This is a genomic window from Enhydrobacter sp. (assembly GCF_030246845.1).
Classification (GTDB): domain Bacteria; phylum Pseudomonadota; class Alphaproteobacteria; order Reyranellales; family Reyranellaceae; genus Reyranella.
On record NZ_CP126889.1, the window covers coordinates 5255234 to 5277950 of the forward strand.

The window sequence follows — 22717 nt, forward strand, 5'->3', positions numbered from 1 at the left end:
AAGGGCGGTCAATGCCGGCGGCGGCCGCGCTCGGCGGCCGGGCGCGGCTTGCGCGTGGTCTTCTTGTCGTGCTGCTCGACCACCGGCGTCGGCAGTTGCGCCCGAAGTCCGGGTCGCATGCCGTCCACCCGCTGCGCCAGCAGCGCGCAGGCATTCGCATTCGGCTGTCGTGCGAGCTGGGCGAATGTGCCGGCGAGGCTCGGCACCGGACCGGCGCCGACCAGGAGCTTGGCGAGGCCGGGCTCGAGCTCGCCGGTGGTCTGCCGCGCCGTACCGCCCTTGATCCGAAGCGGCGAAGCGAGCTTCGCGCTGTGCGCGTTGCGCGCTTCCGGCGCGAGGATGAACTCCCATCCCTCATTGCGGAACGACACATAGCCGCCGCCGATCACGATGGCGCCCGGCGTGTCGACCACGAGGCGGCGCAGGTTGGCGACGCCGCCCTTGACCTCGAAGCCGCCGGCCAGGCAGTTGACCGGCACGCCGCCCTCGCCGGCGCCCAGCAGGTGCTGCGTGTCGGCCGGCCAGCCCGCGAGCGACTCGCGCGGCCACGCGCCCTTCCCCGCCGAGACGTCGATCGTTCCGCTGGCGGCATTCAGCGCGTCGTGCGCCGTGCGGCCGGTGCCGCGCAGACGCAGATCGATGTCGCCCACCATGTCCTTGAGCCCGAGGTCGAGTCCCAGCAGAGCCGACAGATCCTCGAAGGACACGCGGCTTGCCGTGCCGGTGAGCGTCGTGAGGCCGAGGCGGCCGGACGGATCGTGGACCAGGTCGAAGCCGACCGAGCCGTTGCCGGTCGCGGCGGCGCCGCGCAAGGTGAAGCGCTTCTCGCTGGCGTTCAGGCTGACCGAGGCGTTCTGCACCTTGTCGGAAAGGCCCGTGACCTCGGCGGCGTGTGCCGTCACCGCGAGTTGCGAGCGGCCGAGCCAGCGCGCCGTGAAGGGATTCGTCGGCAAGAAACGACGCGCCTGTGGCGGCTGCCCGTCCGCCTTCGCATCGCTCGCCGGCAGCGCGTGCAGGCCCGCGAGGTCGATCCTGCTCGCGTCGATGTCCACCGTCGCGTAGGGCGTGCCGCTGCGGGAGACGCGGAACAGGGCCTCGCCGGCGAGCTCGCTGTTGCCGACCTTGAGCGAGGGGACCTCGACCTTGAAGGCGCCGCGCAGCCTGAAGGTCTTCGCGGTGAAGGAGTAAGGGCCGCCGCTCGGCAGCGGCAGGCGAAGATACGGTCCCAGCGTGGCGAGGTCGGCGCCTTCGCCGGCGATCTCCAGGTTCGTGCCCTTCTGCGCCCCACTCGTCCCCTTGACGGTGATGTGGCCGTCGCCCAGCCGGCCTTCCACATCGATATTGCCCGGCAGGCCGCGCATCCAGCCGTCGAACGTGCCGATCGTGCCGGAGAGCTCGAACGACGTGGCGCGCGGCGCACCGAGGCGTGCCCGCATCTGCAGTGTCTGTCCCGACGACGGCGCGCTGAAGGTCGCGTCCGCGACGTTCAGGACAAGCGGCGTGCGCCCGGGGCTCTCGACGATCGACAGCACCGAGTCGCGCACCTCGATGGTCTCGATCCACGGGAAGGCCGGGTTCGGCTTCAGGCGCAGCGACCGGTTCTCGTAGGGCCTGGGGCCCGAGCCGTCGGGCGGCGGCAGCATCTCGAGGTTGCTGTCGCCGATCTCGTTGTACTCGACCTGGATGTCGGCGCCCTCGAGCACCACACGCGAGACCTTGACCTCGCCCAGGAAGAGCGAGAACGGATCGAGATACATCGTGATCTTGCGCACTTGCGCCAGATCGGGCCGCGATGCCCACGGCGCGTTGCTGAGGGTCACGCCCTCGGCCACCAGCGCCGGCTCGCGGCCGATTTTGATCGACAGCGGCACCTTGGTCTTGATCTCGCGGCCAGTGACTTTGTGGATGCGCTCGGCCAGCCGCGCCTCGTAGTGCGACAGGTCGCGCGTGCTGCCCCACACGACGGCTCCCACCGCGGCCAGCGGCACGCTGATGACGATGATCCAGGCGATCCGGCGCCAGGGAATACGCACAGCCAATTTTCCGCTCAATCGCCCGAGGCCGATGGCTTGGCCGACGACTTGGCCGACGCGCCGGTCGAGAAGCCGAATGCCTCGACGGTACGGCGGAAGTGAGGCGGCGGCTCGGCCTCGAGAACGAGCTCGCCCTTGCCCGAGGGATGAGGCAGCGCGATGCGCCGCGCATGGAGATGGAGCCGGCGCGCATCGGCGACCGCCGCCAGCAGGGCCTCCTCGCCGCCGTACTTGCGGTCGCCCAGGATGGGGCAGCCGATCGCGGCGCAATGGACGCGAAGCTGATGCGTGCGGCCGGTGCGCGGCCAGAGCGCAAGCAGCGCCGCGCGCTTGCCGGCGCGGTCGAGCTCGCGGAAATTGGTCAAGGCCTTCTGCCCCGCCTCATGGTCGACCTGCATGGTCTCGCGGTCGCGCGCGCCCGGCCGCTTGGCGAGCGGCAGGTCGATCGCGCCCTCGGCGCGCGGCGGCACGCCGACCACGACCGCCCAATAAAGCTTCTCGGTCTCGCGATCGCGGAAGGCCTCGGCGAGACGCTTCGCGGCCTGCCCGGTGCGCGCGACCAGCAGCAGGCCCGACGTGTCCTTGTCCAGCCGATGGACCAGCCGCGGCCGCTCGTCGTAGCCGAAGCGCAAGGCGTCGAGCATGCCGTCGACGTGACGCTCCGTGCCGCTGCCACCCTGCACGGCGAGGCCGGGCGGCTTGTCGAGCGCGATCACCTCGGCATCGCAATGGACCACCAGCCGCCGGATCTCGGCCGCGTCGCGCTCCGAAAGCCGCGGCCGGTCCCTCGGTCTCGCCGGCGGCGGGGCCGTGACGCCGGGCGGCAGACGCACGGTCTGGCCGGGCTCGATGCGGTCCTTGCCCTCGACGCGCCGGCCGTCGATGCGCACCTGGCCGGTGCGCAGAAGCTTCTGCAGCGCGCCATGGCCTAGATCGGGGAAATGCCGCTGGAACCAGCGGTCCAGCCGCAATCCCGCCTCGTCGGCCGAGACCGCGCGCGTCTGGACGTGGCCGCGGTGAGGACTGTCGCTCATGGCGCGCAACCTAAGGGACAAGCTAAACATGGTCCATGGAATCGGTGTCCTTCGACACGTTGACCTTCGATCATCCGACGGCGTGTCGCCCTGCCCGGGTAACGGCGACGCTGCACCTCCCGACTGCCGGCGCGTTGCCCTGTCCCTGCATGGTGATCCTCTCCAGCAGCGCCGGCGTCCAGCGTCATCGCGAGCACTATTATGCACAGGCGCTCAACGACGCCGGCACGGCGGCGCTCGTCATCGACAGCTTCGGCGGCCGCGGCGTGCGGCGGACGGTCGCCGACCAGAGCCTGGTGTCGGCGGCGCAGATGGAGGGCGATGCGCTGGCCGCGCTCGCCCTGCTGCGATCGGATCCGCGCCTCGATCCCGGCCGCATCGGGGTCATGGGCGTCTCGAAAGGCGGCGGCGCCACGCTCAACGCCGCCATCGCGGTCCGCCAGCGCTGGCGCAACGGCTTCACGTATCTGTTCGATCTCCATGTCGCGATCTGTCCCGGCGCCACCAGCCAGCATCGCGATCCGACGACACATGGCCGGCCGATCTATTTCATGCTGGCCGGCCGGGACGACTACACGCCAGCACCGCTCGCAATCGAGTATGCCGAGCGCATGCGCGCCGCCGGCAACCGGCGCATCAGGGTGAAGGTCTATGGCGGTGCCCATCACGGCTGGGAGTCAGTCGGTCCGGTGTTCGACATCAAGGACGCCGAGAACTGGTCTTGCTGCCGCAACTTCATCGAGGACGACGGGCGGCATTTCGTGCCGGCCGCCGGCCGCACCTTCAGCGAGCCCGACTACCAGGCCTGGGCGCGCCTTCACTGCGTGACTCGGGGCGCTCGCGCGGGCGGCGGGACTGTTGCATTGAAGCAACGCGCAACAGCGGATTTGCTCGATTTTCTCGCACTCGAAGGCTTCGCGCCTCAATGGACGTCCCGGCGTTTCGCCGCTATAAACGGGTTGTGAGGCGCGCGTATTTTTTCATCGTCCTTCTGGCCTTCGTGGCCCCCGCCCTGGTGGCGTCTTCCTCTTATGCCAGCGACCGGTTGTGGACGGGATCGCCCGCCGCCGAGGCGCGCACCGAGGCGCTGCTGAACGCCATCCGCGCCGCCGGCGATCACGGCCTGAAGCCCGAATGGTACCGCATCGCCGAGCTCGAGAAGGCGGCCGCCCCCGATGCCGACAAGAACGAGGCCGAGAGGCTTTTGACGGACGCCCTCGTGGCCTATGCGGGCGACGTCTCGACCGGCCGCGTGCGCGCCAACGCCGTCGACAGGGACATCGACATCCCGCAGCGCAGGCTCGATCGCGCGGAGTTCCTGAAGGACGCCGCGAATGCGAGCGACTTCGCGGCCTGGCTCGCCGCGCTGCCGCCCAAGGGCGACTATCCCGTCCTCCAGAAGACGCTCGCGACGCTGCGCGAGAAGCGCACCACCGCCACCTTCACGCGCCTGCCCGACGGCGAGGCCCTGAAGCCCGGCATGGTCGATGCGCGCGTGCCACTGCTGCGCAAGCGCCTTGCCGAGCTCGAGATGACGGTGCCGCCGCCCGGCGCCGTGACCGAGCTCTACGACGAGCCGCTCGTCGAGCTCGTGAAGCAGTACCAGGAGGCCAAGGGCCTCACGGTCGACGGCGTGATCGGCGCCAAGACGATCCGGTCGCTCAACACCAGCCTCGACGACCGCATCGACCAGGTGATCGCCAACCTGGAGCGCCGGCGCTGGCTGCCGGCCGACCTCGGCAGCCGCTACGTGCTGGTGAATGCCGCCGACTATTCGATGGTCTTCGTCGATGGCGGCCAGCCGGTGTTCCGGAGCCTGGTGATCGTGGGCACGCCGCGCAATCCGACGCCCGAGATCGTCTCGACCATGCGCGGTTTCCAGATCAATCCCTACTGGACGGTGCCGCAGTCGATCGCCGGCGAGGAATATCTGCCGCTGCTGCGCCGCGATCCGCATGCGCTCGAGGCCGCGGGCTTCCGCATCTTCGAGAGCTGGAGCGACGACACCAGCGAGATCAACCCGGACATCGTCGACTGGAGTCTGGTCAATCCGCGCGCCTTCCCGTTCCGCATCCGCCAGGACCCCGGGCCGGGCAATGCACTGGGCTACATCTTCTTCCCGTTCTCGAACCGGTACGGGATCTACATGCACGACACGGCGACGCGCTCGCTGTTCTCGGAAGGCAGCCGCAACTTCAGCCACGGCTGCATTCGGCTCCAGAACCCGCTCGACTTCGTCGAGAAGGTGTATGGCGGCCGCGGCGGCTTCGACAAGGAGAGAGTGCGCGCGGCGATCGAGGGCGGCCAGCAGCTCAGCTTCACCTTCCCCGAGCCGGTCCGGCTCTACGTCACCTACCGCACGGTAACCGCCGGCCCCGACGGCACAGTCACCTTCCGCGACGACATCTACGGCCGCGACCGCCGTGTGGTGCAGGCCATGGGCCAGCCCCGGAGCTGAGCGTCGGGACCGCGGACTTCCAGCCCGCTCATGGCATCATCGGCGCGCGGCATTCCTGCAAGGTTGTGTCATCCCGAGCGCAGCGAGGGATCCTTTGTCGGCGCTGCGAAAGATCCCTCCCTCCGCTCGGGATGGCACGACATTGGTTGGGCGCATGATCTTGCTTCTTGTTGGCGGCGCGCTCCCTTGAGCGGGCTGGAAGCCCGCGGTCCCGGTCCTACCGCTTCTGCTCCCTGAGTTTCTTCCAATATTCCAGGCGCTTCAGGATCTCGCGCTCGAAGCCACGCTCGACCGGCCGGTAGAACGTCTCCCGCGCCATGCCGTCGGGAAAGTAGTTCTGGCCGGAGAAGCCGTCCTCGGCGTCGTGGTCGTACTGATAGCCCTTGCCGTAGCCGATCTCCTTCATCAGCCGCGTGGGCGCATTGAGGATGTGCATCGGCGGCGCCAGCGAGCCCTGCTCTTTCGCCGCGCGGCGGGCGGCGCCGAACGCGACATATCCCGAATTCGACTTGGGCGCGGTGCCGAGATAGATCACCGCCTGCGCGATCGCCAGCTCGCCTTCGGGCGAGCCGAGCCGGTCGTAGGTGTCCCACGCCGCCAGCGTCTGCGTCAGCGCATCGGGATCGGCCATGCCGACGTCCTCGACGGCAAAGCGCACCAGCCGGCGGGCGATGTATTTGGGATCCTCCCCGCCGTCGAGCATGCGCGCGAACCAGTAGAGCGCGGCGTCGACGTCCGAGCCGCGCAACGACTTGTGCAGCGCGCTGATCAGGTTGTAGTGCGCCTCCTGCGCCTTGTCGTAGAGCGGCGCGCGCTTCTGCAGGAGCGTCGCCAGCCGCTCGGGCGCCACGGGCCCCTCCTCCTTGAGCTCGGCGAGCTGCTCGGCAAGCCCGATCAGGTAGCGGCCGTCACCGTCGGCCATGGCGAACAGGGCCTGCCGTCCCGCCTCGTCGATCGGCAGCTTGCGGCCGAGCGCCGCTTCGGTGCGGGCGAGCAGCGTGGCGAGCGCCGCATCGTCGAGCCGGCGCAGGACCAGGACCTGGCAGCGCGACAGCAGCGCGGCATTGAGCTCGAAGGAAGGATTCTCGGTCGTGGCGCCGACCAGCGTCACCGTGCCGTCCTCGACATAGGGCAGGAAGCCGTCCTGCTGGGCGCGGTTGAAGCGGTGGATCTCGTCGACGAACAGGAGCGTGCCCTTGCCGTCCCGCCGCCGCTGGCGCGCCGCCTCGAACACCTTGCGCAGGTCGGCGACGCCGGAGAAGACCGCCGACAGCGGCTCGAAATGGAGATCGGAGGCCTCGGCAAGCAGCCGCGCGATCGTCGTCTTGCCGCAGCCCGGCGGGCCCCACAGGATCAGCGACGAGAGCTTGCGCGCCGCCAGCATGCGGCCGAGCGGGCCGTCGGGCCCCAGCAGGTGATCCTGCCCCAGGATGTCCGTGAGCTTCCTCGGCCGCAGGCGTTCGGCCAGCGGCGTGGGGGCAAGGGACGCGAAGAGTTCGGCCATGGCAGGATCGACCAGCAGATCAAGGGAGCGCGCCACTCCAGTGGCGCAATCATGGGCGCCACTGGAGTGGCGCGCTCCGATGAGACTTATTAGCGAAACTGCATCGTCGAGACCATGCCCTCGCGGCCGATGCTGAGGCTCTGGATGCCTGCATCGATCCGGCGCTTGAGCTCGGCCACGCTCTTCACCTCCTCGCCGTTGACCGCGATCACCATGTCACCGGGCCTGATGAAGCGGGCGGCGTAGGAGCCCGGCCGGACCTCAACCACGGCGACACCCGGACGCCATTCGATCAGGCCCATCTCCTCGGCGACTGCCGGCGAGAGATTGACCACCGTCGCGCCGCTCAAAGGCTGGCGGCCGTCGAGCACCGAGCGGTCGCGCGGCGGATCCTCGGGCGGCGCCGCCAGGGGCACCTGCAAGGTTATCTCCTTGCCGCCGCGGATGATGTGGACCGGGACCGTCTCGCCGACGCTGAGCGTCGCCAGCCGGAACCGGAGGCTCGGCACGTCGTCGATCGTCTGGTCGCGCAGGCCCACGATCACGTCGTTGCGCTTGAGGCCTGCGCGCGCCCCCGGCCCGTTCGGGAACACGTCCTTCACCACCAGTCCGGCCGGCCGCGGCAGATTGAGTCCGGCCGCGAGATCGGGCGTCACGGGTTGCATGGAGATGCCGAGCCAGGGCCGCACGATGCGGCCACCCTTCTCGCCGGTCGCGATCACGCGCGCCACGATGTTGGAGGGCGTGGCGAAGCCGATGCCGACCGAGCCGCCGGTCTGCGAGTAGATCGCCGTGTTGATGCCGATCAGCCGTCCGTCGAGGCTCACCAGGGCGCCGCCCGAGTTGCCGGGATTGATGGCCGCGTCGGTCTGGATGAAGAAGGTCGAATCGTTGACGCCGCCGGTGGAGCGGGCCACCGCCGAGACGATGCCGCCGGTCACGGTCTGGCTCAGGCCGAACGGATTGCCGATCGCCAGCACGATGTCGCCTACCTCGATCGAGTCGGAATCGCGCAGCTCGAGAAAGGGGAACTTCTCGCCCTCGCCGTCGATGCGCAGCAGCGCGAGGTCGTAGCGGTCGTCCTGGGTGACGAGCTTGGCCTCGAACTCGCGCCGGTCCGAGAGCACGACGCGGATCTGGTCGGCGCCGCGCACGACATGGGCATTGGTGACGATCAGGCCGTCCGCCTTGACCAGCACGCCCGAGCCCAGCGAGTTCTGCACCCGCGAGCCACCCGGCGGCATGCCGGGAAACGGAAACGGCAGGCGGCGCTGCACGCGCATCGTCGTGGCGGTATAGATGTTCACCACCGCCGGCGAGACGCGCTTCACCAGCGACGAGAACGAAAACTGCAGGTCGCTTCGGCTGCTGGGCAAAGGCTGCGCGTCCGCGGCGACCGCCACGAGACAGGCGGCCATGACCAGGGCCGCCACGATCATCCGCCGCAACATACGTCTCACTTCTCCCCTCGCAGGGTATCCGACCGGAAACTAGCCGCAGCGCGAATAGCCGCAATTGAGGCAGATGTCACAGCCTTCCTGATGGGTAAGTGCAGCCGCCCCGCAATTGGGGCACTGGCCGAGCCTCGGCGACGAGGCACCGGCCGACCCCTCGACCGGCTCGCGCACGCCCGACGCGAGCGCCAGCCGATGTTCCAGCGCCTCCGCCGGACGCGACGGATCGGCCGCGCTCAGAAAGCCGATCTCGATCAGGTGGCGCTCGATCACGCCGCCGATGGCCGCCAGCAGGGACGGCACGTAGCGGCCCTCCATCCACTGGCCGCCGCGCGGATCGAACACGGCCTTCAGCTCCTCGACCACGAAGGAGACGTCGCCGCCGCGGCGGAACACCGCGGAGATCATGCGCGTCAGCGCCACCGTCCAGGCGTAGTGCTCCATGTTCTTGGAGTTGATGAAGATCTCGAACGGCCGGCGGCGGCCGTCCTGCATCACGTCGTTGATGGTGATGTAGATGGCGTGGTCGCTTCCCGGCCATTTGATCTTGTAGGTCTTGCCCGGGAGATCCTCGGGCCGGGCGAGCGGCTGGGCGATATAGACGACCTCGCCGTCGTGCGCCGCGGCAGCCGCCACGGCACGCACCGGCCCGGCGGCCGGCTGCACCTCGAGCACGGCGCCCGTCACCTCGTTCGGCCGGTAGGTGGTGCAGCCCTTGCAGCCCTGCGCGTAGGCTTCCTCGTAGACGTGCTTGAAGGCCTCGAAGGAGATGTCGCGCGGCAGGTTGATGGTCTTGGAGATCGAGCTGTCGACGAAATCCTGCGCCGCCGCCTGCATCGCGAGGTGATCGCCGGGCGACAGCGTCTGGGCATCGACGAAGATGTCGGCCGGCGGTTCGGCCTCGCCCTTCAGCGCCCGCCAGCGCCGCCAGGCGTGATCCTCGACGCTCTCCTCACGCCGCGATCCGTTGGGCTGCAGCACGTGGCGGACATGGCGGAAGGCGAACACGGGCTCGATGCCCGACGAGACGTTGTCGGCCAGCAGCGAGATCGTGCCCGTGGGTGCGATGGAGTTCAGGAGCGCGTTGCGGATGCCGTAGCGGCCGATCGCCGAGCACACCTCCTCCGGCAGGCCGCCGATCGTCTCGCCGGCGAGATAGCGCGCGCGGTCGAACAGCGGGAAGCTCCCCTTCTCCGCGGCGAGATCCGCAGAGGCGAGATAGGAGAGCCGCTGCACCGCCGCCAGCCACTCGCGGGCGAGCTCGATCGCCCGCTTCGAGCCGTAGCGCACGCCGCAGAAGATCAGCGCGTCGGCAAGCCCCGTGACGCCGAGCCCGATGCGCCGCTTGGCCTTCGCCTCCTTCTCCTGCTGCGGCAGCGGGAAGCGCGACACGTCGATCACGTTGTCCAGCATGCGCACGGCGACCGGCACCAGCCGCTCGAGCGCCTCGAGGTCGAGCCGTGCCTGCGGCGTGAACGGCTCCTTCACCAGCACGGCAAGATTGATCGAGCCCAGCAGGCAGGCGCCATAAGGCGGCAACGGCTGTTCGCCACAGTTATGGGCGTAGAGGCCATTGGCATCGAAGGCGTTGATGCCGGGAATCTGCGCATCATAGACCTCGGCCACTCCCTCGGCTTCGATGCTTTCCACTTCGGCGATGAAGCGCTCGCGATTGAGCGCGCGACGATAGGCGGTCAGAAGCCCCCGCAGCCGCAGCATCTTGTCCCTGTCGGCAAAGCCGACCCGTTCGGCGAACAAGCGGACGCCGTCGCCTGCGATCACGAGTTCATGCTGCGCGGCGCACTCGTAAAGCCGCAATCCGCCCTTTCCGTCGGAAATCGGCCGCCGGCCGGCGGCCCGTCGCTCGCGATAGACCACGGATGCGATGCCCAGGCGAAGCAGCATGCGCTGGACCGCCTCCAGCGTGCCCAGATCGTTCTGGCTCAATCGCACGCTGACGCCCTTGGCCTGCGTTCCCTGCACCGACCCATCGGTGTCGAACAGGCCGCGCAGCAGGCCGCGATGGAAATCGGAAGAGGTTCTTTCCATCGCCGGAGTGATCGTCTTGCATCCGGGCGCCAAGCCCAACGTGCCGGCCAGCTTCCTGACCGCGCCGAGCGACAAGCGCCATTCGTCGCGGCCTTTCACTTCCACCCAGCCGGCGAAGTCGGCGCGATGCGGCAGGGCACGCGCCGCCGCCAAGGCCGCCTCCATGATCCCGTTCACCCCCGGGTCGGCGGGCATTCCGTTGGCGGTCGCGGCGGATCTCCACACGCTGATGACCGCCTTGTCGTCCTTCAAGGTGCCGTCGCCCAGCAGCAGGCCGATCAGATAACCTTCGGCCTCGTCGTGATGGCCCTCCCAATGCGGTGCATCGCGATGATCGTGCAGGACGATCTGGTCGCCCGGCCGGAGGTCGCCGGCGGCGACCCATTCAGCGTCGCGCGACCAGCGTGTCAGGCGCGTAACCTTCAGAACGGGATGATCGTCGGTCAGGCGCAGGCTGTATCCCGCTCTGGTGCGCAGGCGCCGCACCCGCCTGGTGCCGGTCGCGAAAAAGCCCGCGGAACTGCTCGGATAGTCCCTGCCATCGACCCTGGCAGCGAAGGGACGTCCGATCAGATCCCGCACCTGCTGCGGCCCCTCGGCGGTATGTATCCAGGTTTCGGCGGTGATGCACGGATTGGTCGCCTGGATGGTCTCGCAATAGTGCAGGTTGTTGCGTCGGTTGACGCGGTCGATGAAGATCACGCCCGGCTCGGCGCAGTCGTAGGTCGCGCGCATGATGCGCTCCCACAGGCCGCGCGCCTTCACCGTCTTGTAGACCTTGCCGGCGAAGACGAGGTCCCAGTCGGCATCGTCCTTCACCGCCTGCATGAAGGCGTCGGTGACCAGCACCGAGACGTTGAACATGCGCAGCCGCGACGGGTCGCGCTTGGCCTCGACGAAGGCCTCGACGTCGGGATGGTCGCAGCGCAGCGTCGCCATCATGGCGCCGCGGCGCGAGCCCGCGCTCATGATGGTGCGGCACATCGCGTCCCACACGTCCATGAAGGAAAGCGGGCCGGAGGCATCGGCGCCCACGCCCTTCACCGGCGCTCCGAGCGGCCGCAGCGTCGAGAAGTCGTGGCCGATGCCGCCGCCCTGCTGCATCGTGAGCGCGGCCTCGCGCACATTCTCGAAGATGCCCGACATGTCGTCGGGGATCGTGCCCATGACGAAGCAGTTGAAGAGCGTCACCGTGCGGCCGGTCCCGGCGCCCGCGATCACGCGTCCGGCAGGCAGGAACTTGAAGCCCGACAGCGCTTCCTCGAAGCGGTCGACCCACAGCCCGGGCTCGCGCTCGGCTGCCGCCAGCGCCCGCGCCACGCGCCGCCACGTCGCCTGCAGGTCGGCATCGGCTGCGCCCGAGGGGTCGCGGAAGCGATATTTCATGTCCCAGATGCGCTGGGAAACCGGGGCCCAATCCATCGTCGAAACGTAAGCGCGGCGTTGGGCGATATCAATGTTCTTTTTTCGTTCCTTCCAATGCCGCATTATCCACCAGTCGATCGGTGGCCGTCTCGATCCGCTCGCGCAAGGTCGCCATGAAAACATCGCGGTCTAGACCCGGCGCAATCGGCGGCAGTACCTCCATGGTGATCGTGCCCGGCCGCTTGACGAACTTCCGACGCCCCCAGAACACGCCGGAATTGAGTGCCACCGGCACGACCGGCAGACCGAGCTGGCGATAGAGCGCCGCGACACCGACGTGATAGGGTCTGCGGGTCCCTGGCGCCACGCGCGTGCCTTCGGGAAAGATCACGATCGACCGGCCGCGGGCCGCCGCCGCCTTGGCCTGGCGGACGAGGCCGCGCAACGCCATCGCACCCTCGCCTCGGGACACGGCGATATTGCCGGCGCGGGCCATCGCCCAGCCGACAATCGGGATGAAAAGCAACTCGCGCTTGAGCACGATCGCGATATCGTCGAACAGCAGGGTGAAGGAAAGTGTCTCCCACGAGGACTGGTGCTTGCAGGCGATGATGGCCGGCCCTGCGGGAAGATTCGCGCGTCCGACGATCCGGTGGTCGAGACGACAGGTGACGCGCAGCCACCACAGCACGAAGGCGACCCAGAGTCGCGCCCAGGCGATGACGGCGCCGCGGGGGAGCAGCAACACCGGCGCGCCGGCCACCGCGATCACTACGCTGCCGGCATACCAGCCGACGTTGAAGCAGAGCGAGCGCAGCCAGAGAGCGAGACCGGACATCTTGTAAGGGCACTTTTAGTGGCATAGTGTCGCCCCGCAAGCACATCTTCTGGTGCGGAGCCGCTCTCCTTCATGATCGTCACCTGTTCCAACTGCAGAGCGCGGTACGCCGTCGATCCTTTGGCGATCGGACCGACCGGCCGCACTGTCCAGTGCGCACGATGCAATCACCGCTGGTTCCAGCGGGCCGAAGGGCCTCCGCCGACGCCCGATATCGTGATCCGCCCCCAGCCCACGGCCACCAACGTGGCCGCCGCGCTGCCGGTGCCCGTCCCGCAGCCGCCCGAACCGAGCTGGGCGCGGCGTCTTTCGATCGCGGCGGTCGTCGTACTGGTCGTCGCGGCCGCGGGCGTCGCGGCCTACCTCCATCGAGGTACCCTGCTGGTCTATGCCGACAAGATCGCGGCCCGTCTTCCCAGCGAGCTGAGATTCTCCCGATCGACGCCTGCGGGGCATGCGCCGACATCCTCTCCAGAGGGCCCGGCGCCGGCGGAGGCGGCCGCACCCGCTGTCCCGCGCGAGGCACCGAAAGCCGACGCGCAGCCTTTGCCCGCCAAGCTCGAGGTCGATCTGGCCATGAGCAAGATCGAGCTGGTCGATGGCCGCTACGTCGTGCGTGGCGAGGTGACCAATGTCGGCGGCAGCCCCGGCACGACCAGCAAGCTCGTCGTGACCTACAAGAAGGGCGACGACGTCCTGGGGACGCGCTCCTATCCCCTTAGGCTGGGCCCGATCGCGGCCGGCGGCCGGCAGAGCTTCAGCCAGACGCTCGACAATCCGCCCGCCGGCGCGACCGACATCGTGCCCTCGGTCGAATAGTGACGCCCGCCCCGCAAGGCAGCCCGGGAGACCACCCGACGGTCAGTGTCCGGTTCTCCGCCGCGGAGATCGCCGCGCGGGTGGAGCTGATGGCCGCCGAGCTCGCGGGCAAGCTGCCGCCCGACACGCTGGTCGTCTCGGTGCTGAAAGGCAGCTTCGTGTTCGCCGCCGACCTCATCCGCGCGCTCAGCCATGCCGGCGCGGACTGGGCGATGGATTTCCTCACGCTGTCGAGCTACGGCGCCGGCACCGAGACGAGCGGCCGGGTCCGTATCGTGCGCGACATCGTGGACGACGTGCGCGACCGCGACGTGCTGCTGGTCGACGACATCCTGGAATCGGGGCTGACGCTGAGCTTCGCGAGGAACCTCCTGAAGGAGCGCGGGGCGCGGCGCGTCTGGGTCTGCACCCTGCTCGACAAGCCGCACAAGCGCCGTGCCGACCTCAGGGCCGATTTCGTCGGCTTCGAGGCGGGCGACGAGTTCCTCGTCGGCTACGGCCTCGACTGGGCCCACCGCTTCCGCGGCCTGCCCTACATCGGCGTGGTGGAGAAGAACGCGTAGCTCCGGGCCGCGGGTGTCATGCTGGAGCGGCGCCCGAGAGATCCTCAATAGATCTTCATCAGGCGGTCGATGTAGTCGAGCTCTTCCTTGGGCCGTTCCATGTCGCCGGCGCGGCGGCGCAGCTCGTCGAGGATCTCGCGACTGCGCTGGCGGTCGAGCTCGAGCGGCACCTTGTCCTGGCCGCTGTCGACCGAATCGCCGTAGTTGCCTTCGGAGCGGCCGAGCGGGTCGCGATCCTCGCCCCGCTTCTCGCGGTCCTCGATCTCGGCGCGGTCCTGCCCGTTGCCCGGGCCGCGCTGGCGGAGCTGCTCGGCGAGATCGCCCATGCCCTGCTGCAGGTTGTCGAGCGCCCGGCGCTGCGAGCGGGCGGCGTCGCGCGGATCGCCGCGCCGCAAAGCTTCCTCAGCCTCGCGCATCGACCGCTCGGCGCGGCCGAGCTGCTCGGGCATCGGCATGCCGTTCTCGTCGAGCCGACGCATGAAGTCGCCGAGCTGGTTGCGCAGCGTCTGCTGGTCGCGGCCCTGCTGCTCGCCCCATTGCTGGCCCTGATCCTGCTGGCCCTGCCCCTGGCCGCGCTGGCCTTGCTGGCCGCGCTGACCCTGCTGCTGCTGGCGGCCCTCACGCTCGGACTCGCCCAGGAGCTGGTTCTGCCGGCGCGACAGGCGATCGAGCTGGTTCATCATCTCGCGGCCCTGCCGGTTGCCCTGCCCCTGCTGGCCCTGCTGCTGGCCGGGCCGCTGCTGCTGCTGATTGGGGTTGGCCAGCATGGGGGTGGCGTTCTGCATCATCTTGCGCAGCTCGTCGAGCAGGCGCTTGGCCTCCTCGCGCTGGCCGTTCTTCGCCATCTCGCGGATCTTGTCGAGCATGCGCTGCAGGTCGTCGCCGGTGATGACGTTGTTGGGATCGACCTTCTCGGCCTCCTCCATCATCCGCTGGCGCTCCGCCGGATCCTTCATCCGGTCGGCCAGCTCCTTCTGCCAGCGCGCCATCGAATCGTAGAGCTGCTGGATCAGCCGCTCGATCTCCTCGTCGCCCGCCTGGCGCTGGATGGCGTCGCGCAGGTTCTGCCGCGCCTGCTCGAGCTGGCGCTGGGCATCCGTCATGGAGCCCTCCTCCAGCCGCAAGGCCAGGTCCCAGAGGAGCTTCTGCGTGTCGGCGATCACCGGCTTGTCGCCGTTCTGCTCCAGCCGCGCCGCGCCCAGCCGCAGGCCGAGCTGCACGATGGGATCGTAGCGGTAGCTCTCCGGCCGGCCCTGGATCATGCGCATGCCGTCGGCCACGTCGAGGCGCAGCGCCCTGGGGTCGCGCGTGAGCTGCTTGCGCAAGACGATCAGCGCGCGCGCCGTCGGATCGTTGAACACGCGCTCGGGCAGCAGGAAGCTTTCGACCGAGCTGCGTCCCTTCTGGCCCAGCGCATCGGTGGCGAACAGCATGACGCGCACCTTGAGGCCGGCCCACGGGCTGCTCGTCAGATCGCGCACGAAGCTGTCGCTGACCTTCTTCGGGCTGCCGCCGACCGGCAGGTCGATGCGCATGACCTCCGGCTCGTCGTTGTCGGTCAGCATGTCGGCGCCCAGCACGCTGCCGTCGAGACGGATCTGGAGCTGCACGTTCTTGATGCCGAAATCGTCGCCGGCGATGTAGTCGACCTTGGTCGACCATTTGTCGACGCTGATCGGGCGGCTGAACTCGATGGTCGGCGGCAGGTCGGGAATGACATGCAGCTTCCAGTGCGCCTGCTCGTCGCCGCGCGCCTCGAGGGTGATGTCCTTGCCGGACGCGATCGTCTGCTCGATCTGGTACTTGCCCGGCCCCACGGTCTTGAACTCGGTCGGCTTGTCGTCGATCACGAGCTTGGGCGGATGGCGGCCGCGCGTGTCGTCGACGAAGCCCGCGAGCTTGCTGCCGACCGGCACGCGCAGGAGCTTGTCGCGGTCGGCCATGTCGAGATAGATCGGCGGCAGGCCGGTATATTCGGGCGGCGCGATCCAGAGATTGGCCACGACCGGCGGCGGCGGCGGAAAGGCCGGCGTCAACGCCGCGGCCATGCGGTCGGAGCGCCAGCCGCCGGCGAACACCAGCGCCACGACCAGGGCCAGCACCGGCACCAGCCTGAGCGCCCAGAGGTCGATGCGCGCGACACCCGGATGGGCCGGCTTGTTGCGCAAGGCTGCAAGCCGCTCGGCCTCGCGGCGGCGATGCGCCTGCCACAGCGCCGAGGCCATCGGATCGCTCTCCCCGGCGGCCAGCCGGTCCTGCACCGCGACCAGCGGCCGGTGCGCCACCTCGCTGTCGATCTCCAGCCGGCGGATCGCGGCGTCCCGCTCAGGCCAGTGGAAGCCGCGGAAAGCCCACCATCCCGCGCCCAGCAGGCCGGCCGCGAGGACGGCCAGAAGGCCGGTATGGATCCAGGGATCAAGGCCGGCGAACAGGTCGAAATGCGCGGCGGCGACGAACAGCAGGATGAAGGCCGCGAACGGCATCAGCCGCGGCCACAGCCCCTCCCAGGCGAGCGCAGCCCACGCCAAACCGACTTTGCGGCCGAGGCCCGGCGCTTCGAACGGGGGGGTCTGGCTCGCGTCCATCGCTTCCTTTCGGTTCAGCTCTCCATCCAGGGCGGAAGCCGCTCGGCGGAGATCATCTCCTCGATCGTGGGTCTCGGCCGGGTGACCGCAAATCGCGTGCCCTCGACCATGACCTCGGGCGCGAGCGGCCGGCTGTTGTAGCTCGACGCCATCACCGCGCCATACGCACCGGCCGAGCGTACCATGACGAGATCGCCGGCAGAAAGCGGCGGCAGATCACGGTTCTGTGCCAGGTAATCGCCCGACTCGCAGATTGGCCCCACAATGTCGCAGCGGATCGTGGCGGCATCGGGGCGCGGCCGGCGGACCGGCAGGATGTCGTGCCAGGCCTCGTACAAGGTCGGACGGATCAGGTCGTTCATCGCCGCATCGACGATCACGAAGGTCCTGGAAACGCCCGGCTTCACCAGAATCACCTCGCTCACCAGAACGCCGGCCTCGCCGACCAGTCGCCGGCCCGGCTCGAAGGTCAATTCACAGCCCAGGCCCGCGGTTTCCTTGCCCACAACCTGCATAAAGGCCGAGATCGCCGGAGGTTGCTCGTCGGCGTAAACGATCCCCAGCCCCCCGCCGACATCGAACCGGTCGATGCGATGGCCGTCGGCGCGGAGCTGGCCGATCAGCGCGCGCACCCGCGCGATGGCGGCCCGATAGGGCTCGAGCGTGGTGAGTTGCGAGCCGATATGCATGGCGACGCCGACCACGCGCAGGTTGGATAGCCTGGCGGCCTTGGCGAAGGCGTCGCGCGCGAGATCGATATCGATGCCGAACTTGTTCTCCTTGCGGCCCGTGGTGATTTTCTCGTGCGTGCCGGCATCGATGTCGGGATTGACCCGGATGGTGATGTCGGCCTTCACGCCGAGCTGGCCCGCCACCGCGTTCAGGGTCTCGAGCTCAGCCACGCTCTCGACGTTGATCTGGCCGACGCCGGCCTGCAGCGCCGCCGCCAGCTCGCCCGCCTTCTTGCCGACGCCCGAATAGACGATGCGCCGGGCGGGAATGCCGGCCGCCAGGGCACGGTGCATCTCGCCCACCGAGACGATGTCGGCGCCCGCGCCGAGATCGCCGAAAATCTTGATGACGGCAAGATTGCTGTTGGCCTTCAGCGCATAGCAGACGCTCGCGTTCAGGCCCTTCATGCCGTCGGCGAATTCCCGAAACGCCGCGCGCAGGGCGCCGGCCGAGTAACAGTAGAACGGCGTGCCCACCTGCCGGGCGATGGTCCTGAGCGCCACGCCCTCGGCATGCATCTCGCCGTCCCTGTACTCGAAGAAGTTCATCGGCCGCGCCCCAGGAAGCGGCGCCGCGCCTCCTTCACGGCGCGCGCGACGTTGGCGGGCGCGGTGCCGCCCAGGCTCCGGCGCGCCGCCACGGAGGCCTCGACCGTCAGCACGCGGTAGACGGCGCGCGTGATGCGCGGCTCGACCGCCTGCATCTCGCCGAGCGACAGCTTGTCGAGATCGACTCCCTTGGCCGCCGCCCTGGCCACCAGCGTGCCGGTGACATGATGGGCCTGGCGGAACGGCAGCCCGAGCTCGCGCACCAGCCAGTCGGCGAGATCGGTCGCGACCGAATAGTCGGCCGCCGCGACGGCGCGCATGCGTTCGGGGTTGGCCTCGAGGTCGCGCATCATGCCCGCCATGGCGGCAACGCAGAGCTCCAGGGCATCGGTCGCGTCGAACAGCGGTTCCTTGTCCTCCTGCATGTCCTTGCCATAGGTGAGCGGCAGGCCTTTCATGATGGTGCAGAGTGCCACGAAGGCGCCGACGATGCGGCCGACCTTGCCGCGCACCAGCTCGGCGGCGTCGGGATTGCGCTTCTGCGGCATGATCGAGCTGCCGGTCGTGAAGGCGTCCGACAGGGCGATGAAGCGGAAGGGCGCCGAGCACCAGATGACGATCTCCTCGGCGAGACGCGACAGATGCACGGCGCAAAGCGAGGCGGCGGCGAGGAACTCCACGACATAGTCGCGGTCGGACACCGCGTCGAGCGAGTTGGCCATCGGCCGGTCGAAGCCCAGCGCCTTCGCCGTCTTGCGCGGATCGATCGGATGCGGCGAGCCGGCCAGCGCCGCCGCGCCGAGCGGCGATTCGTTCATCCGCGCCCGGCAGTCGCCGAGGCGGCCGCGGTCGCGGCCCACCATCTCGACATAGGCCAGCAGATGGTGGCCGAAGGTGATGGGCTGGGCCGTCTGCAGGTGCGTGAAGCCCGGCATGATGGTCGCCGCGTATTCCTCGGCGCGGTCGATCAGGGCGGCCTGCAGGTCCTGCAGCATCGCGTCGAGCCGATCGATCGCGTCGCGCGCCCACAGCCGCACGTCGAGCGCCACCTGGTCGTTGCGCGAGCGCGCTGTATGCAGCCGCCCGCCGGCCGGACCGATCAGCGCGGTGAGCCGCGCCTCGACGTTGAAATGGATGTCCTCGAGCCTGGTCGAGAACTTGAACTTGCCGCCCTCGATCTCGGCGCGGATCTGCCGCAGGCCGCGTCTGATGTCGCGGCCGTCCTTGGCCGTGAGGATGCCCTGCGCCACCAGCATGTCGGCGTGCGCCATCGAGCCCTGGATGTCCTGGGCATAGAGCCTGCGGTCGAAATCGATCGAGGCGTTGATCCGCTCCATGATCGCCGCCGGGCCGAGCGAGTAGCGGCCGCCCCACATCGCATTGGGGTCCGTCTTCGTCTTCCGGGTCTTCGTCTTCTGCCGTGCCATAACGCTCGCCAAACCGTCTCGTGGAACGGGCGCTTATGGCACATCCGATGCCCGATTTCCTCCCCTCGGCCCCCTTTTGGACACAGGCTGGACACGGCTCGGGCACCGGCACGCTGCCAAGATCGCGGAATCACTCGTCCAGGCCGGCAGCATGGAACCGAACATCGAGGGAGCCGAGGCTACCCCTCGCCCGACCCTCTCCGTCATGATCCCGACGCGCAACCGGGCCGACAAGGTGCGGCGGGCAGTCGACAGCATCCTCGCCAACTCGTTTCGCGGCTTCGAGTTGATCGTGGTCGATCAGAGCACCGACCCCGCCACCGAACGGGCGCTCGCCGCGATCGACGATCCTCGCCTGCGCTACATCGCGACCAGCACAGTGGGCGCAGCGGTCTCGCGCAATATCGGCATTCGGGCGAGCCGCGCCGAAACCCTGGTCTTCACCGACGACGACTGCGTCTGCGACCGCGACTGGCTGGCCTCGATCCTGGCCGAATATGCCGCCGAGCCCACGGCGCTCGGCATCTACGGCCGCGTGATCCCCTACGGCCCGCCGCAGCCGGGTCTGATCTGTCCCTGCATCAACGAGTCGACCGAGCGGCTGGTGCTCGACGGCCCGGCGATCCCGGCGCAGACGGTGGGCAACGGCAACAACATGTCATTCAGGAAGGAGGTTTTTCGCAGGGTCGGCCTGTTCATGGAGACGCTGGGCCCCGGAACGCCGATTGGCCATGGCGAGGACACCGAGTTCGCCTATCGCGTGCTGTGGTCGCGCTGCAAGCTGGTCTATTCGCCGACGCCGGTGGTGCAGCACGACAAGTGGCTGGACGAGGCAGGATTCGCGAAGTTGATGAAAGAGTCCGTGCGCGGTCTCGGCGCCGTGTTCCTCGCCTACGCCCTTCGTCACGACAGGCTCGCCTTCCTGCAGCTCCTGCGCATCCTCTACCATCTCGCCCGCAATCGGCTGGCGACCGGGTCGGCCCGTGAGGGTCTCGTCTATTTCGCGACGGGCCTGCTGAAAGGACCGAAGTACCGTTTGTCGAGGCCGCCCCGGCTCGACCTCTCGACCGTGGAATGAGCGCCTTCCGGGCGCCTGTCCGCGGGTGGTAGAACGCGCGGCATGACCGTCATGCCTCCTCTCGCCCGGCGCACCGGCCGCCGGCTGGTGCTCGCGAGCCTGCCCATGCTGTTCGCCCTGCCGGCCTGGGCCAATATCGGATCCGGCCTCATCAAGGGTGCGGTACGGCGCTTCCAGCGCACCGAGCCGCCCAAGCCGCTGCCGGACGTCGCCTTCATCGCCGCCGATGGCAAGCCGCTCGCCCTCGCCGACTACAAGGGCAAGGTGGTGCTGGTGAACTTCTGGGCGACGTGGTGCGCGCCCTGCGTCAGCGAGATGCCGAGCCTCGACCAGCTCCAGCAGAAGATGGGCAAGGATGCATTTATCGTCCTGCCGCTCTCGGTCGACGGCCCGACCCGCGCCAAGGTCGTGCCCTTCTACCAGGACAAAAAGCTCACCGACCTCGGCATCTATTTCGACAAGGGCCGCAAGGCCATGCAGACGCTGGGCGTCAGCGTGCTGCCGACCTCCATCCTGATCGACCCTTCCGGCCGCGAGCTCGGCCGCATCGAGGGCGAGGCCGACTGGTCCGCCCCCGAGGCGGCGGCGCTGATGAAGGCGGCGGGCGGCTGACGACCACCCTACTTATTATGCAATACCGGTGCCATCCCGAGCGCAGCGAGGGATCTTTGGGATCCCTCACTGTTCGGGATGACACGGTCAGGCCGCCGTCACGGCCACTTTGCCGCCATACACGAACGCCGCATCGTCGAGGTCGATCGCCGGGAACTCGTTCTTCTCGCGCCAGTAGTCCTGGGTGTGCTGCCATTCGCGCTTGGCGCCGCGCTTCGGCAGCAAATGCAGGCCGCGCATCACGTAGCCGGGATTGAAGTTGTCGGTGTCGATCCAGGGCAGGAGCGGCATGTCCTTGTCCTCCGGGCGCAGCGCGACCTCGACCCGGCTTGCGCCCTTCTCCTTCATGTGCTCGAGCAGCCGGCAGACGAAGTCGCCCACGAGGTCGGCGCGCAGGGTCCAGCTCGCGCGGAAATAGCCGAACACCCAGACCATGTTGGGCACGCCGGTGAACATCATGCCGCGATAGGTGACGGTGTCGGCGAAATCGAGCGGCTTGCCGTCGATCTCGAAGGCGATGTCGCCCAAGACGTTGAGATGGAAGCCGGTCGCGGTGACGATGATGTCGGCCTCCAGCACCTTGCCCGACTTCAGCGCGATGCCGGTCTCGGTGAAGCGCTCGATCTCGTCGGTCACGACCGAGGCCTTGCCGGCGCGGATGCCCTGGAACAGGTCGCCGTCGGGCACGAAGGCGATGCGCTGGCGCCACGGCCGGTAGCGCGGCGTGAAGTGCGTGGCGATGTCGTAGTCGGGTCCGACATAGGCGCGCACGCCGGCCAGCAGCTCGTCCCTCACCTTGTCCGGCTCCTCGAACGAGCGGCGGGTGAAGACGGCCTGGTCGTGCAGGATCTTGCGCCGCACGATCTCGTGGATCCAGCTCTCGTCGACCTCGAGCTGGCGCAGCGTGTCGGCGAGGTCGTTGGCGTTGCGCGCCGGGATGAAATAGGTGGGCGAGCGCTGCAGCATCGTGACATGGGCGCAGTCGTCCGCGACCGCCGGCACCACCGTCGCCGCGGTGGCGCCCGAGCCGATCACGATCATCCGCTTGCCCTTGTAGTCGAGATCGTCGGGCCAGGTCTGCGGATGGACGATGCGGCCCTTGTAGTCGGCCATGCCAGGCCATTGCGGCGTGTAGCCCTCCGAATGGCGGTAGTAGCCCTGACACATCCACAGGAAGTTCGCGGTGACGCGGAAGGATTCACCCGTATCGCTGCGGGTGCCTTCGATCGTCCAGAGATTGTCGGCGCTCGACCAGCGCGCCGAGGCGATGGCGTGGCGATAGCGGATATGGCGCGCGAGGTCGTTCTCCTCGATCACCTCGCCCATGTAGCGCAGGATCTCCTCCGCCGTGGCGATCGGCGCGCCGGTCCAGGGCTTGAAGCGATAGCCGAAGGTATAGAGATCGCTGTCGGAGCGGATGCCGGGATAGCGATGCGTGATCCAGGTGCCGCCGAAGCTCTCCTGCGATTCCAGCACCACGAAGCTCCCGGGGCACTGGGTGCGCAGATGGTAGGCGCCGCCGACGCCGGAAATGCCGGCGCCCACGATCAGGACGTCGAAATGCTCGGTAGTCGTTGCCGCTGGACGGGCGGACGTGAGCGTGTCGGGCATGGGATAC

Annotated in this window: 16 protein-coding genes; 6 read left to right on the top strand and 10 right to left on the bottom strand. The window is 68.8% G+C overall.

The window, feature by feature from the left end; all coding sequences use genetic code 11:
• Positions 1–8: 8 nt before the first annotated feature.
• Together OJF58_RS26125 and OJF58_RS26130 are read right to left on the bottom strand one after the other, a co-directional pair.
• Positions 9–2033 (bottom strand): AsmA family protein, encoded by a 2025-nt coding sequence (locus OJF58_RS26125; RefSeq protein WP_300785404.1) that lies wholly within the window; start codon positions 2031–2033, stop codon positions 9–11.
• 14 nt (positions 2034–2047) lie between these two features.
• A complete protein-coding gene (locus OJF58_RS26130; protein ID WP_300780813.1) occupies positions 2048–3067 on the bottom strand; it encodes an RluA family pseudouridine synthase in 1020 nt (339 codons plus the stop codon).
• Positions 3068–3102: 35 nt separating this feature from the next.
• Between OJF58_RS26130 and OJF58_RS26135 the strand changes: the two genes are divergently transcribed.
• On the top strand, positions 3103–4032 hold the full coding sequence (locus OJF58_RS26135) for a dienelactone hydrolase family protein (protein WP_300780815.1): 930 nt from the start codon (positions 3103–3105) through the stop codon (positions 4030–4032).
• On the top strand, positions 4029–5525 hold the full coding sequence (locus tag OJF58_RS26140) for a L,D-transpeptidase family protein (RefSeq protein ID WP_300780816.1): 1497 nt from the start codon (positions 4029–4031) through the stop codon (positions 5523–5525). Before OJF58_RS26135 ends, OJF58_RS26140 begins: the two co-directional genes overlap by 4 nt.
• Before the next feature lie 217 nt (positions 5526–5742).
• Here OJF58_RS26140 and OJF58_RS26145 read toward each other — a convergent pair whose 3' ends face one another.
• The 4 genes from OJF58_RS26145 to OJF58_RS26160 all read right to left on the bottom strand — a co-directional run bounded on the left by OJF58_RS26145 (position 5743) and on the right by OJF58_RS26160 (position 12735).
• Positions 5743–7029: a replication-associated recombination protein A gene (locus OJF58_RS26145; RefSeq protein ID WP_300785405.1), complete on the bottom strand. Its 1287-nt coding sequence runs from the start codon at positions 7027–7029 to the stop codon at positions 5743–5745.
• Between the two features lie 89 nt (positions 7030–7118).
• Complete coding sequence (locus tag OJF58_RS26150) at positions 7119–8480, bottom strand: Do family serine endopeptidase (RefSeq protein ID WP_300780817.1); 1362 nt, start codon at positions 8478–8480, stop codon at positions 7119–7121.
• A gap of 39 nt (positions 8481–8519) precedes the next feature.
• A complete protein-coding gene (locus OJF58_RS26155; RefSeq protein ID WP_300780818.1) occupies positions 8520–11954 on the bottom strand; it encodes an LAGLIDADG family homing endonuclease in 3435 nt (1144 codons plus the stop codon).
• 31 nt (positions 11955–11985) lie between these two features.
• Positions 11986–12735 carry a lysophospholipid acyltransferase family protein gene (locus OJF58_RS26160; protein WP_300780819.1) on the bottom strand — a complete coding sequence of 250 codons (750 nt, stop codon included), beginning with the start codon at positions 12733–12735 and terminating at the stop codon, positions 11986–11988.
• Between the two features lie 72 nt (positions 12736–12807).
• On the opposite strand from OJF58_RS26160, the gene OJF58_RS26165 reads away from it, so the two are divergent.
• Positions 12808–13554: a zinc-ribbon domain-containing protein gene (locus OJF58_RS26165; RefSeq protein ID WP_300780820.1), complete on the top strand. Its 747-nt coding sequence runs from the start codon at positions 12808–12810 to the stop codon at positions 13552–13554.
• A complete protein-coding gene (gene hpt, locus OJF58_RS26170) occupies positions 13554–14117 on the top strand; it encodes a hypoxanthine phosphoribosyltransferase (RefSeq protein ID WP_300780822.1) in 564 nt (187 codons plus the stop codon). Before OJF58_RS26165 ends, hpt begins: the two co-directional genes overlap by 1 nt.
• 44 nt (positions 14118–14161) lie before the next feature.
• Here hpt and OJF58_RS26175 read toward each other — a convergent pair whose 3' ends face one another.
• Genes OJF58_RS26175 through argH form a run of 3 tightly spaced genes read right to left on the bottom strand, consistent with a single transcriptional unit; the run spans position 14162 to position 19409 of the window.
• Positions 14162–16702 carry a TIGR02302 family protein gene (locus tag OJF58_RS26175; protein WP_300780824.1) on the bottom strand — a complete coding sequence of 847 codons (2541 nt, stop codon included), beginning with the start codon at positions 16700–16702 and terminating at the stop codon, positions 14162–14164.
• Positions 16703–16716: 14 nt separating this feature from the next.
• Positions 16717–17982, bottom strand: a complete 1266-nt coding sequence (gene lysA, locus OJF58_RS26180) for a diaminopimelate decarboxylase (protein ID WP_300780825.1) — start codon at positions 17980–17982, stop codon at positions 16717–16719.
• Positions 17979–19409: an argininosuccinate lyase gene (argH, locus tag OJF58_RS26185; protein ID WP_300780827.1), complete on the bottom strand. Its 1431-nt coding sequence runs from the start codon at positions 19407–19409 to the stop codon at positions 17979–17981. Before argH ends, lysA begins: the two co-directional genes overlap by 4 nt.
• A gap of 151 nt (positions 19410–19560) precedes the next feature.
• Here argH and OJF58_RS26190 point away from each other — a divergent pair, with 151 nt between their 5' ends.
• Positions 19561–20487, top strand: a complete 927-nt coding sequence (locus OJF58_RS26190; RefSeq protein ID WP_300780828.1) for a glycosyltransferase family A protein — start codon at positions 19561–19563, stop codon at positions 20485–20487.
• A gap of 42 nt (positions 20488–20529) precedes the next feature.
• Complete coding sequence (locus tag OJF58_RS26195; RefSeq protein ID WP_300780830.1) at positions 20530–21099, top strand: TlpA disulfide reductase family protein; 570 nt, start codon at positions 20530–20532, stop codon at positions 21097–21099.
• An 87-nt stretch (positions 21100–21186) separates the two neighbouring features.
• On the opposite strand, the gene OJF58_RS26200 is transcribed toward OJF58_RS26195, so the two are convergent.
• Complete coding sequence (locus OJF58_RS26200; RefSeq protein WP_300780831.1) at positions 21187–22710, bottom strand: NAD(P)/FAD-dependent oxidoreductase; 1524 nt, start codon at positions 22708–22710, stop codon at positions 21187–21189.
• Between the last annotated feature and the right edge of the window lie 7 nt (positions 22711–22717).

Excerpts from the sequence above, each read along its gene's own strand:
- OJF58_RS26130 (WP_300780813.1), bottom strand. The coding sequence starts at position 3,067 with ATGAGCGACAGTCCTCACCGCGGCCACGTCCAGACGCGCGCGGTCTCG.
- OJF58_RS26135 (WP_300780815.1), top strand. The coding sequence starts at position 3,103 with ATGGAATCGGTGTCCTTCGACACGTTGACCTTCGATCATCCGACGGCG.
- OJF58_RS26145 (WP_300785405.1), bottom strand. The coding sequence starts at position 7,029 with ATGGCCGAACTCTTCGCGTCCCTTGCCCCCACGCCGCTGGCCGAACGC.
- OJF58_RS26150 (WP_300780817.1), bottom strand. The coding sequence starts at position 8,480 with ATGTTGCGGCGGATGATCGTGGCGGCCCTGGTCATGGCCGCCTGTCTC.
- OJF58_RS26155 (WP_300780818.1), bottom strand. The coding sequence starts at position 11,954 with ATGGATTGGGCCCCGGTTTCCCAGCGCATCTGGGACATGAAATATCGC.
- OJF58_RS26160 (WP_300780819.1), bottom strand. The coding sequence starts at position 12,735 with ATGTCCGGTCTCGCTCTCTGGCTGCGCTCGCTCTGCTTCAACGTCGGC.
- OJF58_RS26165 (WP_300780820.1), top strand. The coding sequence starts at position 12,808 with ATGATCGTCACCTGTTCCAACTGCAGAGCGCGGTACGCCGTCGATCCT.
- OJF58_RS26175 (WP_300780824.1), bottom strand. The coding sequence starts at position 16,702 with ATGGACGCGAGCCAGACCCCCCCGTTCGAAGCGCCGGGCCTCGGCCGC.
- lysA (WP_300780825.1), bottom strand. The coding sequence starts at position 17,982 with ATGAACTTCTTCGAGTACAGGGACGGCGAGATGCATGCCGAGGGCGTG.
- argH (WP_300780827.1), bottom strand. The coding sequence starts at position 19,409 with ATGGCACGGCAGAAGACGAAGACCCGGAAGACGAAGACGGACCCCAAT.
- OJF58_RS26190 (WP_300780828.1), top strand. The coding sequence starts at position 19,561 with ATGGAACCGAACATCGAGGGAGCCGAGGCTACCCCTCGCCCGACCCTC.
- OJF58_RS26195 (WP_300780830.1), top strand. The coding sequence starts at position 20,530 with ATGACCGTCATGCCTCCTCTCGCCCGGCGCACCGGCCGCCGGCTGGTG.
- OJF58_RS26200 (WP_300780831.1), bottom strand. The coding sequence starts at position 22,710 with ATGCCCGACACGCTCACGTCCGCCCGTCCAGCGGCAACGACTACCGAG.